Annotated in this window: 14 protein-coding genes and 1 pseudogene; 9 read left to right on the forward strand and 6 right to left on the reverse strand. The window is 74.1% G+C overall.

Features of this window, described 5'->3' with window-relative positions:
* Positions 1-6: 6 nt before the first annotated feature.
* From ABEB00_RS06250 to ABEB00_RS06270, 5 genes and pseudogenes are all read left to right on the forward strand, one after another.
* The gene (locus tag ABEB00_RS06250; RefSeq protein ID WP_345617894.1) at positions 7-180 is read left to right on the forward strand and encodes a hypothetical protein; all 174 of its coding nucleotides are present in this window, start codon (positions 7-9) and stop codon (positions 178-180) included.
* Positions 181-343: 163 nt separating this feature from the next.
* Positions 344-484: pseudogene (locus tag ABEB00_RS06255) on the forward strand (sugar phosphate nucleotidyltransferase); the annotation flags it as partial.
* 167 nt (positions 485-651) lie between these two features.
* Complete coding sequence (gene rfbB, locus ABEB00_RS06260) at positions 652-1,623, forward strand: dTDP-glucose 4,6-dehydratase (protein WP_345617895.1); 972 nt, start codon at positions 652-654, stop codon at positions 1,621-1,623.
* A complete protein-coding gene (gene rfbD, locus ABEB00_RS06265) occupies positions 1,620-2,492 on the forward strand; it encodes a dTDP-4-dehydrorhamnose reductase (RefSeq protein WP_345617896.1) in 873 nt (290 codons plus the stop codon). The genes rfbB and rfbD overlap by 4 nt, the downstream gene beginning before the upstream one ends.
* On the forward strand, positions 2,489-3,292 hold the full coding sequence (locus ABEB00_RS06270; RefSeq protein WP_345617897.1) for a class I SAM-dependent methyltransferase: 804 nt from the start codon (positions 2,489-2,491) through the stop codon (positions 3,290-3,292). Before rfbD ends, ABEB00_RS06270 begins: the two co-directional genes overlap by 4 nt.
* 87 nt (positions 3,293-3,379) lie before the next feature.
* Here the strand turns inward: ABEB00_RS06270 and rfbC are convergent, their stop codons facing one another.
* On the reverse strand, positions 3,380-3,976 hold the full coding sequence (gene rfbC, locus ABEB00_RS06275) for a dTDP-4-dehydrorhamnose 3,5-epimerase (RefSeq protein WP_345617898.1): 597 nt from the start codon (positions 3,974-3,976) through the stop codon (positions 3,380-3,382).
* 2 nt (positions 3,977-3,978) lie between these two features.
* Entirely contained in the window at positions 3,979-5,913 is a 1,935-nt protein-coding gene (locus ABEB00_RS06280) for a glycosyltransferase family 2 protein (protein ID WP_345617899.1), read from the reverse strand.
* 214 nt (positions 5,914-6,127) lie between these two features.
* Here ABEB00_RS06280 and ABEB00_RS06285 point away from each other — a divergent pair, with 214 nt between their 5' ends.
* Positions 6,128-6,646 (forward strand): metallophosphoesterase family protein, encoded by a 519-nt coding sequence (locus ABEB00_RS06285; protein WP_345617900.1) that lies wholly within the window; start codon positions 6,128-6,130, stop codon positions 6,644-6,646.
* 37 nt (positions 6,647-6,683) lie between these two features.
* On the opposite strand, the gene ABEB00_RS06290 is transcribed toward ABEB00_RS06285, so the two are convergent.
* From ABEB00_RS06290 to ABEB00_RS06305, 4 genes are all read right to left on the reverse strand, one after another.
* The gene (locus ABEB00_RS06290; protein ID WP_345617901.1) at positions 6,684-7,313 is read right to left on the reverse strand and encodes an SRPBCC family protein; all 630 of its coding nucleotides are present in this window, start codon (positions 7,311-7,313) and stop codon (positions 6,684-6,686) included.
* A gap of 61 nt (positions 7,314-7,374) precedes the next feature.
* On the reverse strand, positions 7,375-8,253 hold the full coding sequence (locus tag ABEB00_RS06295; RefSeq protein ID WP_345617902.1) for an FAD binding domain-containing protein: 879 nt from the start codon (positions 8,251-8,253) through the stop codon (positions 7,375-7,377).
* The gene (locus tag ABEB00_RS06300) at positions 8,250-10,613 is read right to left on the reverse strand and encodes a xanthine dehydrogenase family protein molybdopterin-binding subunit (protein ID WP_345617903.1); all 2,364 of its coding nucleotides are present in this window, start codon (positions 10,611-10,613) and stop codon (positions 8,250-8,252) included. Before ABEB00_RS06300 ends, ABEB00_RS06295 begins: the two co-directional genes overlap by 4 nt.
* Positions 10,610-11,152, reverse strand: coding sequence for a (2Fe-2S)-binding protein (locus ABEB00_RS06305; protein WP_345617904.1), 543 nt, complete (start codon positions 11,150-11,152; stop codon positions 10,610-10,612). The genes ABEB00_RS06300 and ABEB00_RS06305 overlap by 4 nt, the downstream gene beginning before the upstream one ends.
* A 189-nt stretch (positions 11,153-11,341) precedes the next feature.
* Here ABEB00_RS06305 and ABEB00_RS06310 point away from each other — a divergent pair, with 189 nt between their 5' ends.
* From ABEB00_RS06310 to ABEB00_RS06320, 3 genes are all read left to right on the forward strand, one after another.
* On the forward strand, positions 11,342-11,629 hold the full coding sequence (locus ABEB00_RS06310) for a hypothetical protein (protein WP_345617905.1): 288 nt from the start codon (positions 11,342-11,344) through the stop codon (positions 11,627-11,629).
* A 199-nt stretch (positions 11,630-11,828) separates the two neighbouring features.
* Positions 11,829-12,917: an S-(hydroxymethyl)mycothiol dehydrogenase gene (locus ABEB00_RS06315; protein ID WP_345617906.1), complete on the forward strand. Its 1,089-nt coding sequence runs from the start codon at positions 11,829-11,831 to the stop codon at positions 12,915-12,917.
* Positions 12,917-13,546 (forward strand): MBL fold metallo-hydrolase, encoded by a 630-nt coding sequence (locus ABEB00_RS06320; RefSeq protein ID WP_345617907.1) that lies wholly within the window; start codon positions 12,917-12,919, stop codon positions 13,544-13,546. Before ABEB00_RS06315 ends, ABEB00_RS06320 begins: the two co-directional genes overlap by 1 nt.
* Positions 13,547-13,606 lie beyond the last annotated feature (60 nt).

Consider the following 13,606-nt stretch of genomic DNA (forward strand, 5'->3'; position numbering starts at 1 on the left):
TGTTCCGTGACAACGGATCTGAGCGACAAACCCGTCCGGCCCGAGACGGGCTGGTCCCAGGCCCGCCGCCTGCGCGGCCGCGGCGCGCCCCGCACCTGGGTGCCGGCCCTGGACGACCCCGCCGCGGCGCGCACCCGCGGCCCGGGACCGGAGTCGCACATCGTCAGGGGTGAGGACTGACCCCACCCGGACCCGGCTCCACCCGGACCCGGCTCCACCGGACCGGCCCCACCCGGCGCAACGGCGCGGCAACCTGGTTGCCGCGCCGCCGCCATGTCCGGTCCACCCGTCAAGTCACTCAACTGACGTTCCGCACCCGCGAATCGACAGTAGGGTGACCCAGATGAAGGCACTGGCGCTGTCCGGCGGCGCGGGCACCCGGCTGAGGCCCCTCACCCACACCTCGGCCGAGCGGCTCGTCCCGGTCGCCGACGAAGCTGTCCTGTTCCACGGACCGGAGTCGCCCGCCGGGGCGGGGATCACCCACGCCCTCCGGCACCGCGTCGACGGCGAGGCCGACGCCGCCGCCGTGACCGTCGGCCGGGTCGGGTCCTCGCTCCTCGGCCGGCACGTGGAGGTCACCCCGGCACCCAGTGTGCCCAGCGCCCACCGATTCGTCCTCGCAGACCACAGCAAGGTGCAGATCCACATATGAACCTCCTCGTCACCGGAGCCGCCGGGTTCATCGGCTCCCGCTACGTCCGCATGCTGCTCGCCGCCGGCGCACCGCAGATCACGGTGCTGGACAAGCTCACCTACGCCGGCACCCTCGACAACCTCGAACTCGACCACCCGGCACTGGAGTTCGTCCAGGGCGACATCCGCGACGCCGAACTGGTCGACAAGCTGGTGGCCGGCGCCGACCAGCTGGTGCACTTCGCCGCCGAGTCGCACGTCGACCGCTCCATCCTCGGCGCCGACGACTTCGTCCTCACCAACGTCGTCGGCACCCAGACCCTGCTCGACGCCGCCCTCCGGCACGGCCTGGAGTCCTTCGTCCACGTCTCCACGGACGAGGTCTACGGCTCGATCGCCGAGGGCTCGGCCGGCGAGGAACGGCTCCTGCGGCCCAGTTCCCCCTACTCCGCCTCCAAGGCGTCCTCCGACCTGATCGCCCTCTCCTACCACCACACCCACGGCCTCGACGTGCGGGTCACCCGCTGCTCGAACAACTACGGCCCGCACCAGTTCCCGGAGAAGGTGATCCCGCTCTTCGTGACGAACCTCCTCGACGGCGGGAACGTCCCGCTGTACGGCGAGGGACTCAACGTCCGCGACTGGCTGCACGTGGACGACCACTGCCGGGGCGTGGAACTGGTGCGCACCCGGGGCCGGGCCGGCGAGGTCTACAACATCGGCGGCGGCACCGAACTGACCAACAAGGAGCTGACCGGCCTGCTCCTGGACGCCTGCGGCGCCGACTGGGACCGGGTGCGGCAGGTCGAGGACCGCAAGGGCCACGACCTGCGCTACTCGGTCGACTGGAGCAAGGCCCGCGACGAACTGGGCTACCGCCCCGCACACGACTTCACCACCGGCCTCGCCGAGACCGTCGCCTGGTACCGCGAGAACCGCGCCTGGTGGGAGCCGCTCAAGCGGCGCGTCGAACGGGGACACGCATGAGGTGGCTGGTCACCGGCGCGGGCGGCATGCTCGGCCGGGACGTCGTCGCGGAGCTGACCCGGCGCGGCGCGGACGTGGTCGCCGCGGCCCGCGCCGACCTGGACCTCACCGAACCCGCCTCCCTGGAGGAGGCGTTCGCCGCCCACCGCCCCGACCTCGTCGTCAACTGCGCCGCCTACACGGCCGTGGACGACGCCGAGACCGACGAGGCGCGCGCCCTGGAGACCAACGGCGAGGGACCCCGGCTGCTCGCCCGGACCTGCGCCGCGCACGGCGCCCGCCTGATCCACTTCTCCACCGACTACGTCTTCGACGGCGCCGGCCGCGCCGAGCCCTACCCCGAGGACCATCCCCCCGCCCCGCGCACCGCCTACGGCCGCACCAAACTGGCCGGCGAGCGGGCGGTGCTGGAGGAACTCCCCGACGACAGCGCCGTGCTGCGCACCGCCTGGCTGTACGGCGTCCACGGCCGCAGCTTCGTGCGCACCATGATCGAGCTGGAGGGCCGCCGCGACACCCTCGACGTCGTCGACGACCAGCGCGGACAGCCCACCTGGAGCGCGGACGTCGCCGCCCGCACCGCCGACCTCGGCCCGCTCGTCGGACGCGGCGCCACCGGCGTCTTCCACGCCACCAGTTCCGGCGAGACCACCTGGTACTCGCTGGCCCGGGAGGTCTTCTCGCTGCTGGGCGCCGACCCGGACCGCATCCGTCCCACCGGTGGCGCGGCCTTCGCCCGGCCCGCGCCCCGCCCCGCATACAGCGCCCTCGCGCACGGCCGCTGGCAGGAGATCGGCCTGCCCGCGCCCCGCGACTGGCGTGCCGCCCTGCACGAGGCACTTCCCCGTATCGCCAAGGAGTCCAGTTGAAACGCCACGAGTTCCTGCGGGAACTGCACAAGGTCAGCGCCAACCGCAACTACCTGGAGATCGGCGTCAACGACGGCCGCAGCCTGACCCTCTCCAGGGTCCCCAGCATCGCGGTCGACCCCGCGTTCAAGGTCGTCTCGGAGCTGAGGTGCGACGTCCACCTGGTGAAGGCCACCAGTGACGACTTCTTCGCCCGCGACAACCCCCTCGCCCACCTCAAGGGCGGCCGGCACCCGCTGCGCAACCTGCGCCGGGGCCGCTCCCCGGTCGGCTACTGGCGGCGCACCACCCTCGACCTGTCCTTCATCGACGGCATGCACCTCTTCGAGTACGCGCTGCGCGACTTCATCAACGTGGAGAAGCACTCGGACTGGTCCAGCGTGATCGTCCTGGACGACATGCTGCCGCGCAGCGTGGACGAGGCCGCCCGGGACCGGCACACCGACGCCTGGACCGGCGACGTCTACAAGATCACCGAGGTGCTGGCCCGCTACCGGCCCGACCTGGCAACCGTCCTGGTGGACACCCGGCCCACCGGCCAGCTCCTGGTGTTCGGCGCCGACCCGGACAACACCGTGCTGAAGGACAACTACGACGAGATCATGACCGAGTACCTGGTCGAGGACCCGCAGAAGGTACCCGAGGCGATCCTGGAGCGGGCCGGGGCCGTCCCGGCCCGGGAACTGCTCGACGCGGGCTTCTGGGGCCGGCTCGCCAAGGCCCGCAACCTCGGTGTCGGCCGCGCCCGGGGCTGGGAGCCGCTGCGCCGCGCGGTGGAGCAGGTCGGCGTCAGCCGCTGAGCCGAGCCGTCGGGGACCGGCCACGCCGGCCGGCCCCCGACGGCCGCCGGCCTGGCGGCCGCGGGCCTATGGTTTGTCAGACAGGCCCTAGCTACCGCGCAGCCGGTCGTAGTGGGCGGCGCAGGCGGCGTACTCGGGCAGCAGGCCGGTCCGCTCGGCCTCGGCCAGCGAGGGTGCCGCGGCGTCCTTGTCGGACAGCACCGGCGTGATCCCCTCCGGCCAGGCGATGCCGAGAGCGGGATCGAGCGGGTCGATGCCGTGTTCCCGTCCGGGCGCGTAACCCGTCGAGCACAGGTAGACCACCGTCGTGTCGTCGGTGAGCGCCATGAAGGCGTGCCCGAGCCCCTCGGCGAGGAACAGCGCGTGCCGGTTGACCTCGTCCAGCCGTACCGCCTCCCACCGGCCGAAGGTCGGTGAGCCGGTGCGCACGTCGACGACCACGTCGAGAATGGCGCCGCGCACGCAGGTGACGTACTTCGCCTGGCCGGGCGGCACGTCGGCGAAGTGCACGCCGCGCAGCACCCCCCGGTGCGAGACCGAGCAGTTGGCCTGGGCCAGGGACAGGTCGTACCCGGTGGCCTCGCGGAACTCCTCGCCGCGGTACCACTCGTGGAAACTGCCCCGGTCGTCCGGGAACACCTTCGGTTCCAGCGCCCAGGCGCCGGCCAGGTCCAGTGCGCGCATGGTCACACCCTCGCTCTCGTGAGGCGGGCGGTGGCCCGCCGCGCGACGGCGCCGAGCAGCCGGCGGGCCCGGCGCACCAGCCGCGGGCCCGGTCCGGGACGAGGTCCCGGGCCCACCCGTACCGTCCCGTCCGCCACCCGCAGCGCCCCGGCCAGCGGATGGAACCGCGGCCCGTCGGCGTCCGGGGTCAGGCTGACGGCGGCCCGCCACACCCCGCCGGCCAGCACCACCGCGGGCAGGACGGCCGTCAGCCGCGACCGCGCCGGGTCCGGGGTGGGGGACAGGGTGGCGGGCACGTCCACGGACCGGCCCGGCGAGGCGAGCCGCACCAGTACCGGGGTCTCACCGGCCACGTACAGCGGGAGCCCCGCGTGCAGGCGGTCGCCGGCGGCGGAGAGGTCGGCGCGGGGCAGGCCGAGCCGCTTCGGGGAGGCGCCGAGGTCCAGCGAGAGGTTGCGGTGCGGTGTGGTCCAGTACGGCAGGGCGGCGCGCGAGGCGACCACCCCGGCGATCGGCTCCGGGCGTCCGCCGGGCGGCACCGGGCCCAGCCGGGTCTCCTTGGTCCAGCCGCCCAGCCTGACCCGGACGACGGCGTCCCACACCCCGGTGCCGGGCAGCGTCCCCGGGTCGACGGTGGCGCTCGCCCGCAGCGTCAGCCGGGTCCCGTCGCCGTCCCCGGCGGGGAGCGTCTCGCGGGTGAACCGCACCGGCTGGAAGTGCTGGGCGGCGCTGGAGCGCTCCCGCAGCAGCAGGTCGGCGGTGGCCGCGCCGAAGCGGGCGGCGGTCTGCGCGCCCACCCAGGCGATGGCCTCGGCGACGTCCTTCGGCGGGTCGTCCAGCGGGGTGCTCGTGGCGCCGGCGGGGAAGACCATCGGCTCACCGGCCGAGGTGTACTCGGCGAGGAAGCCGAGCCGCAGCGTGCCGTCCCGCCAACTCGGCTCGTCCGGGGAGGAACTGAGCGCGACGGCCGCCTCCCACTCGGCGAAGGCGACCACGTCGTCGTACCGGTCGGCGGCGGCCAGCGCGGCGACGACCTGCTGGGTCGGCTGGAGGCCCTGGGCCACACCGGGGCCGAAGCGTTCGACGACCACCTTGTGGATCTCCGCGAACAGCTCCCGCCGGTAGTCGTCCGGAAGGGCCAGCAGCCGCTTGCCGCGCAGCCGTTCCACCATCTCGTTGCGCAGCCAGCGCCGGAACAGCCGGTCGCGGAGCGCGCCGGGCTCGGTGTACTTCTCCACCACGTCGAGGGCCTCGCGGAGGTTGGCGAAGTAGCCGACCGGGTCGAACCGCTGGAAACCGGCGTTGCCGGCGTCGTCCCGCTTGACGTGGTAGTAGCAGACGTAGTCGCCGAGCACCGAGACGTTCGCCGCGCGCAAGTACGCCTCGGTGACGAAGACGTGGTCCTCCAGGCGCCGCCGGCCCTCGGGGAACCGCAGCCCGATCCGGTCCAGGAACTCCCGGCGCACCATCTTGTGCGGGGTGAGGCTGTCGATCAGCGCGGTGTCGGCCAGGGTCGCGCGCGGGTGGTTGCGGCGGAACAGCTCCACCGGCACCGGGCGGCCCTTGCCGGCCATCTTGCCGACGACGACGTCGGCGCCGTGCGCGACACCGTAGTCGTACATCCGCTCCAGGGCCTCGTCGCCGAGGTGGTCGTCGTTGTCGACGAACATGACGTACTCTCCCCGCGCCGCCTCGATGCCGACGTTGCGGGGCCTGCCGGACCAGCCCGAGTTCTCCTGGTGGATCACCCGCATCCGGCCGTCCTCGGCGGCGAGCGCGTCGAGCCGGGCCGGGGTGGCGTCGGTGGAGCCGTCGTTCACGAAGATCACTTCGTACGTTTCCGGCGGCAGCGACTGCCGCTGCAACGAGGCGATGCAGTCCTCGATGTAGGTCCCGGGGTTGTACACGGGAACGATGACGCTGACCTTGACCGGCATCGGGCTTGGGCCCCCCTGGGTCTTCTGCCGTTCGCGCTCTGGTGCGGGCGGGATTCGCCCGATGCTAACCCGTTCGGCGGACGGCTCCCGCCGCACCCCGGTGCCCGAGACCGATCCGTGAGGAGGCGTCAGCCGGGCGTGCTGGACGCCAGTTGGAGGAGGCCGGCGGTGCCGCCCGTCTCGCCGAGCCGCGCGGCGTGCTTACGCTTGCCGTGTGCGCCTGCTGCTGATGTCCGACACCCATCTGCCCCGGCGGGCGCGGGAACTGCCCGCGCCGCTGCTGGCCGAGCTGGACCGCGCCGACGCCGTCGTGCACGCGGGGGACTGGGTCGACACGGCCACCCTCGACCTGCTCCGGAGCCGGTCCCGCCGGCTCGTCGCGGTGTACGGCAACAACGACGGGCCCGCGCTGCGCGCCCGGCTGCCGGAGGTGGCCCACGCCGACCTCGGCGGCCTGCGGTTCGCCGTCGTCCACGAGACCGGCCCCGCCAAGGGGCGTGAGGCCCGCTGCGCGGACCGCTTCCCCGGAGTGGACGTCCTGGTCTTCGGCCACAGCCACATCCCGTGGGACACCACGGCCGGCACCGGCCTGCGGCTGCTCAACCCGGGCTCCCCGACCGACCGCCGCCGTCAGCCGTACTGCACGTACCTGACCGCCACGGCCGCCGACGGCCGCCTGACGGACGTGGCACTGCACCGCCTGCCGCGCAGGCCGGCCGGCGGCTCCCGGTGAGGTGACCGGCCCCGTCCGCCTCCGCCCGGCCCGGCCGTCACGACCGCCGCCGCCACCGCCGTACCCGCGTGATCACCAGGGCCGCGGCCAGCGCGGCGGCGAGCGCGGTGCCCGCGCGTCGGACGAGCGGGGCTCCCGCGGTGCGGAACAGGTCGAGGGGCTCGTCCGTCGGGGTCTCGGCGGGCCGCGCGGGCTCGGCCCGCGCCGGGCGCGGTGCTTCGGTCGCGGTGGCCAGCAGTTCGCTCAGGCTCTCGGCGAACCGGCCGACGAGCCGGTCGCCCACCTCCGCGATCATCCCGCGTCCGAGCTGCGCCGGGCGGCCGGTCACCGTCAGGTCGGTGTCCACGGAGACGGTGGTGGAGCCGTCGCCCCCGGTGAGCGTGCCGGTCACGGTGGCCCGCGCGGTGCTCTGGCCGCGGGTCTCCCGGCCGCCGGCGACCAGCACCATGCGGTACGCCCTCTCGTCCCGCTCCTCGAAGACGGCCGTGCCCCGGTAGGTGAGCGTCACCGGGCCCATCCGGACGCGCACCGAACCGGTCACCGTCCTGCCGTCGAACTCCTCCACGGTCGCCCCCGGCATGCACGGGGCGACCCGTTCGATGTCGGTCAGGGCCCGCCAGACGACCGCCGGCGGGACCGGGACGGTGAACTCGTGACGCAACTCCATGACTACCTCCTGGCGGGTGGCGGCGGCAGGCGGGCTCCCCGGTCGCGCGGGCCCGGTCCGCTCACCCCGTCCCCGCGCCGGCCATCCCCGCGGCGGCCAGCACCGCGCGCCGGGTCAGCACCCGTGCCAGGTGCGCCCGGTAGTCCGGGGCGGCCGAGGCGTCCCGTCCCGGCCGGGTGCCCAGCGTCGCCGCCCGCGCGGCCCGCGCGACGGCCCCCGGACCGTCGGCGCCGGGCAGTGCCTGCTCGGTCGCCGAGGCGCGCAGCGGGGTCGGCCCCATGTTGGTCAGCCCGATCCGGGCCTCGGCGATGTGCCCGTTCTCGCGCCGCACCAGCGCGGCCACGCCGACCACCGCCCAGGACTGCGCCGCCCGCTGGAACTTCTCGTAGTGGAAGCCCCAGCCGTCCGTCCGTGCCACCCGCACCTCCACCAGCAGTTCGTCGGGGGCGAGCGCGGTCTCCAGGTAGTCGGTGAAGAACTCCCCGGCGGGGATCGCACGCCGCCCGCGCGGGCCCACCGCGACCAGTTCGGCGTCGAGCGCGAGCAGCACCGCGGGCAGGTCCCCGGCCGGGTCGGCGTGGGCGAGGGAGCCGCAGAGGGTTCCCCGGTGCCGTACGGCGGGGTCCGCGACCCGTGCGGTCGCCGCCGCCAGCAGGCCCGCGTGGCGGCGTACCAGCGGGTCCCGGATCACCTCGTGGTGGGTGGTGAGGGCGCCGACGACGAGCCGGCCGTCCTCCTCGCGCACCCCGCGCAGCCCGGGCAGCCGGCCGATGTCCACGACCAGATCGGGAAAGGCCAGCCGCAGCCTGAGCAGCGGCACCAGGCTCTGGCCGCCGGCCAGCACCTTCGCCTCGTCCCCGGCGTCCGCGGCCGCCGCGAGAACGCGCACCGCCTCCTCGACGCCTGCCGGACGGACGTAGTCGAACGCGGGCGGGATCACGCCGTGGCCTCCTCGATCGCGCGCCAGACCCGTTCGGGTGTGCAGGGCATCCGGACGTCCGTCACGCCCAGCGGGCGCAGCGCGTCCACGATCGCGCCCACCACGGCCGGGGTGGAGGCGATCGTCCCGGCCTCGCCGACGCCCTTCACCCCCAGCGGGTGGCCGGCGGCCGGTGTCTCCGTGCGGTCGGTGACGAAGTCGGGCAGGTCGCCGGCGGCGGGCACCACGTAGTCGGCCATCGTGCCGGAGACCAGGTTGCCGTCGTCGTCGTAGACCGCCTCCTCGTACAGCGCCTGCGCGATGCCCTGGGCGAGGCCGCCGTGCACCTGCCCCTCCACGATCATCGGGTTGACCACCCGGCCGACGTCGTCGACGCAGACGTAGGAGCGGATCCGGGTCAGCCCGGTCTCGGTGTCGACCTCGACGGCGCACAGGTGGGTGCCGTGCGGGTAGGAGAAGTTCTCCGGGTCCAGGACGTGACCGGCGTCGATGCCGGGCTCCATGCCGTCGGGCAGGTCGTGCGCGGTGAACGACTCGAAGGCGATCTCCTGGATCGTGCGGCGGGCCTGCGGGGAGCCCTTCACCGCGAACACGCCGTCCCGGAACTCCAGGTCGCGCTCGCTCGCCCGCAGCAGGTGCGCGGCCATCTTCCGTGCCTTCGCCACGACCTTCTCGGCCGCCCGGTGCACCGCCGCCCCGCCGACCACCAGCGACCGCGACCCGTAGGTGTCCATGCCCCGCGGCGCCACCCGGGTGTCGCCGTGCACCACGGCGACATCCTCGAACGGCACCCCCAGCACGTCCGCGGCGATCTGGCTCCAGGACGTCACATGCCCCTGCCCGTGCGGACTGGTGCCGGTGACCACCTCGACCTTCCCGGTGGGCAGCACCCGGATGTCCGCCGCCTCCCAGCCGCCCGCCGAGTACCGCAGATCGCGCAGCACCCGGCTCGGCGCCAGACCGCACATCTCCGTGTACGTCGACACCCCGATGCCGAGCCGCACGGTGTCCCCGCGCTCCTGCCGCTTGCGCTGCTCGGCACGGAGCCCGTCGTACCCGAACAGGGCGAGCGCCTTCTCGGTGGCCGCCTCGTAGTCGCCGCTGTCGTAGGTCAGCCCGGCGATGGTCCGGTACGGGAACTCCTCGCGCCGGATCCAGTTGCGCCGCCGCAACTCCACCGGGTCCAGGCCGAGTTCGGCGGCCAGGTCGTCCATGACGCGTTCGATGGCGTACGTCGCCTCGGGGCGTCCGGCGCCCCGGTAGGCGTCGGTCGGGGTGCGGGTGGTGAAGACGCCCGTGCAGGTGAACTCGTAGGAGTCCATCTTGTAGATCCCCGGGTACATGAAGGCGCCCAGCACCGGCACGCCCGGTGTGACCAGCATCAGGTACGCGCCCATGTCGGCCAGCAGGTCCACCTTCAGGCCGCGCAGCCGGCCGTCGCGGTCGGCGGCGATCCGCACGTCCTGGATCATGCCCCGGCCGTGGTGGGTGGCCAGGTAGCCCTCGGAGCGGGACTCGGTCCACTTCACCGGGCGGCCGAGCCGGCGCGCGAGGTCGAGGGCGACCACCTCCTCGCCGTACACCTGGAGCTTGGAGCCGAACCCGCCGCCCACGTCGGGCGCGACGACCCGCAGTTCCTGCTCGGGGACGCCGGTGACCAGCGCGAGCATGACCCGCAGGATGTGCGGGATCTGGGTGGCGGAGTACACGGTGTACTCGCCGGAGGCGGCGGGCGGGGTGACGACGACCGCGCGCGGCTCCATGGCGTTGGCGATCAGCCGCTGCTGGTGGTAGCGGCGTTCGAGGACCACCTCCGCGCGCTCGCACACCGCCGCGAACTCCTCGCCGGCCCTGAACGGCCACACGTAGGAGCGGTTGGTGCCCCGGTCCGCGTGGACCAGCGGGGAGCCGTCGGTGAGCGCCGCCTCCAGGTCCAGTACCGGCGCGAGGGGCGTGTAGTCGACCTCGACGGCCTCCAGGGCGTCGGCCGCCGCGTACCGGTCGCGGGCCACCACGACGGCCACCGGGTCACCGGCGTACCGCACCTCGTCGACGGCGATCGCGGGGTGGTCCGGGAGCACGATGTCCTCGGTGACCGGCCAGGCGCAGGGCAGCGAGCCGGTGCTCGCCGCGAGATCGGCGCCGGTGAACGCGGCGACCACACCCGGGCGTTCGAGCGCGGGCGCGAGGTCGATCCGGTCGATCCGGGCGTGCGCCATCGGGCTGCGCACGAACGCCAGATGCAGCAGGCCGGCGGCCTGGATGTTGTCCGTCCAGGTGGTCTGGCCGGTGAGCAGCCGGGCGTCCTCCTTGCGGAGCCGGGCGCGGCCCACCTCGCCCGCGAGGGCCTCGCGGGTCATGCCGGGACCTCCTCGGCGCGGTCGGCGGAGCCGGCGGAGCCGGCGGAGCGGGTGGGATCGGCGGAGTCACCGGGGGCCGGGGTGGTCCCGGCGGCGGCGAGCACCGCGCGCACGATGTTCTGGTAGCCGGTGCAGCGGCACAGGTTGCCCTCCAGGGCCTGCCGCACCTCGTCGGGGGCCGGCCGCGGGTTCTCCCGCAGCAGGTCGCGCGCGGCCATGAGCATGCCGGGCGTGCAGTAGCCGCACTGCAGGGCGTGCCGCTCGTGGAACGCCCGCTGCAGCGCGGTCCACTCGCCGTCCACCGCGAGCCCCCGCACGGTGGTGACCGCGCAGCCGTCGGCCTGCACGGCCAGCACCGAGCAGCTCTTGACGCTCTGCCCGTCCAGATCGACCGTGCAGGCACCGCAGTTGGAGGTGTCGCAGCCCACCGGGGTGCCGGTCAGACCCAGCCGGTCGCGCAGGTAGTGGACCAGCAGCAGACGGGGTTCCACCTCGTCCTCGTACGCCGCGCCGTCCACCTTCACCGAGACATGGGTCATCTGCCCTCCCAGGAACACCGGACGTGATGTGCGTCACTGTAGGTGCGGTCCGTGCGGGCGGCGAGGGGTCGGGACGGAACTGGCGCGATGGCTTCGCGGGGCGGCGCGCGGGCGCCCGGCGCTGCGCCTTGCGGGTGAGGCGGGCGGGCCGCCCGTGTCCGCCGGCCGCCCGGTGGCGTTGCCCACAGCATGATCTCAACACGACGTTTCGTCGCCGCCGTCGGTCTCGCCGCCGGTGTCACCGGCCTCGCCGCCCTGCCGGCGAGCGCGGCCGACGTGGGTGCCATGAAAGCCGCCGGTCTCAGCCCCCTGCGGATGGTCGACTCCCTCGCCGCCGGGGAGATCCCGGCCGAGCACCGAGACCAGATCCTGCGCCCCTCCACCCAGCTCGGGAAGCTCAACGACCTCAACCAGCTCCGCCAGCTCACCGGCCTGGTCTCGCCGGTCTTCGGCGCGATCCCCGCCGTCCAGACCTGAGCGGGCCGGGCCGGGCTGCTCAATGCCGGGCGCCGGGTGCCGAGTGCCGAGGGGTGAGGGGGTCGAGGGCCGTCCGGGGGACCGGGCGGCCCTCACCCGTGCCGCCGCGTGCCGCCGCGCGACGGCCCGTGATCGGTTCCGCGACCGGTTCCGCGTAGGGTCGCCGAGAACGACAGTGGCCGAAGAAGGGGTCTGCACCATGGCGCAGGAAGTACGCGGCGTGATCGCACCGGGCAAGGACGAGCCCGTGCGCATCGAGACGATCGTGGTGCCCGATCCGGGACCGGGCGAGGCCGTGGTGCGCGTCCAGGCCTGCGGTGTGTGCCACACCGACCTGCACTACAAGCAGGGCGGCATCAGCGACGACTACCCGTTCCTGCTCGGCCACGAGGCCGCGGGCGTGGTGGAGTCGGTCGGCCAGGGCGTCGACGACGTCGCCCCCGGCGACTTCGTGATCCTGAACTGGCGCGCGGTCTGCGGCACGTGCCGCGCCTGTCTGCGCGGCCGCCCCTGGTACTGCTTCGACACCCACAACGCCAAGCAGCGGATGACCCTCGCCGCCACCGGCCAGGAACTCTCCCCGGCCCTCGGCATCGGCGCCTTCGCCGAGAAGACCCTGGTCGCCGCCGGACAGTGCACCAAGGTCGACCCGGCCGTCGCGCCGCAGGTCGCGGGCCTGCTGGGGTGCGGTGTGATGGCCGGCATCGGCGCCGCGATCAACACCGGGAACGTCGGCCGGGGCGACTCGGTCGCCGTCATCGGCTGCGGCGGCGTCGGTGACGCGGCCGTCGCGGGCTCCCGGCTGGCGGGCGCCGCGAAGATCATCGCCGTGGACATCGACGACCGGAAACTGGAGACCGCCCGCTCCATGGGCGCCACCCACACCGTCAACTCCCGCGAGAGCGACCCCGTCGAGGCGATCCGCGAGCTGACCGGCGGCTTCGGCGCCGACGTCGTCATCGAGGCGGTGGGCCGCCCGGAGACCTACCGGCAGGCGTTCTACGCCCGCGACCTGGCCGGCACCGTCGTCCTGGTCGGCGTCCCCACCCCGGAGATGCGGCTCGAACTGCCCCTCCTGGACGTCTTCGGCCGCGGCGGCTCCCTGAAGTCCTCCTGGTACGGCGACTGCCTGCCCTCCCGCGACTTCCCGATGCTGATCGACCTCCACCTGCAGGGCCGCCTGGACCTGTCGAAGTTCGTCACCGAGACGATCGCGCTGGACCAGGTGGAGCAGGCGTTCGAGCGGATGCACGGCGGCGACGTGCTGCGCTCGGTGGTGGTGCTGTGATGGCCGCCCGCATCGAACGACTGGTCACCTCGGGGCAGTTCACCCTGGACGGCGGCACCTGGGACGTGGACAACAACGTGTGGCTGGTCGGCGACGACCACGAGGTCGTCGTCATCGACGCGGCCCACGACGCCGACGCGATCCTGGCGGCGGTCGGGGACCGCCGGCTGGGCGGCATCGTGTGCACCCATGCCCACAACGACCACGTCAACGCCGCCCCCGCGCTCGCCGAGCGCACCGGCGCGGTGATCTGGCTGCACCCCGACGACCTGCCGCTGTGGCGGCTCACCCACCCCGACCGCGACCCCGACGCGTGGCTGGCCGACGGCCAGGTGATCGAGGCGGCCGGCGCCGACCTGACCGTTCTGCACACCCCCGGGCACGCCCCGGGCGCCGTCTGCCTGTACGACGCGGGCCTCGGAGCGGTCTTCACCGGCGACACCCTCTTCCAGGGCGGCCCCGGCGCCACCGGACGCTCCTTCTCCCACTTCCCGACGATCATCGAATCGATCCGCGACCGGCTGCTCACCCTGCCGCCCGGGACGAAGGTCCTCACCGGGCACGGCGACCCGACCACCGTCGGCGCCGAGACCCCGCATCTGGACGAATGGGTCATTCGCGGCCACTGACGTGCGCTCCGGCGACAGTCCGTGCGGGCCCGTAAAGGCGACAGAAGGTGTCCGGTTTCC

Source organism: Streptomyces ziwulingensis (genome assembly GCF_039542605.1).
GTDB classification, from domain to species: Bacteria; Actinomycetota; Actinomycetes; order Streptomycetales; family Streptomycetaceae; genus Streptomyces; species Streptomyces ziwulingensis.

Coding starts and splice junctions, on each gene's coding strand:
- rfbB (WP_345617895.1), top strand. CDS start 652: ATGAACCTCCTCGTCACCGGAGCCGCCGGGTTCATCGGCTCCCGCTAC.
- rfbD (WP_345617896.1), top strand. CDS start 1,620: ATGAGGTGGCTGGTCACCGGCGCGGGCGGCATGCTCGGCCGGGACGTC.
- rfbC (WP_345617898.1), bottom strand. CDS start 3,976: ATGCGCGCACTGGACCTGGCCGGCGCCTGGGCGCTGGAACCGAAGGTG.
- ABEB00_RS06280 (WP_345617899.1), bottom strand. CDS start 5,913: ATGCCGGTCAAGGTCAGCGTCATCGTTCCCGTGTACAACCCCGGGACC.
- ABEB00_RS06290 (WP_345617901.1), bottom strand. CDS start 7,313: ATGGAGTTGCGTCACGAGTTCACCGTCCCGGTCCCGCCGGCGGTCGTC.
- ABEB00_RS06300 (WP_345617903.1), bottom strand. CDS start 10,613: ATGACCCGCGAGGCCCTCGCGGGCGAGGTGGGCCGCGCCCGGCTCCGC.
- ABEB00_RS06305 (WP_345617904.1), bottom strand. CDS start 11,152: ATGACCCATGTCTCGGTGAAGGTGGACGGCGCGGCGTACGAGGACGAG.
- ABEB00_RS06310 (WP_345617905.1), top strand. CDS start 11,342: ATGATCTCAACACGACGTTTCGTCGCCGCCGTCGGTCTCGCCGCCGGT.
- ABEB00_RS06315 (WP_345617906.1), top strand. CDS start 11,829: ATGGCGCAGGAAGTACGCGGCGTGATCGCACCGGGCAAGGACGAGCCC.
- ABEB00_RS06320 (WP_345617907.1), top strand. CDS start 12,917: ATGGCCGCCCGCATCGAACGACTGGTCACCTCGGGGCAGTTCACCCTG.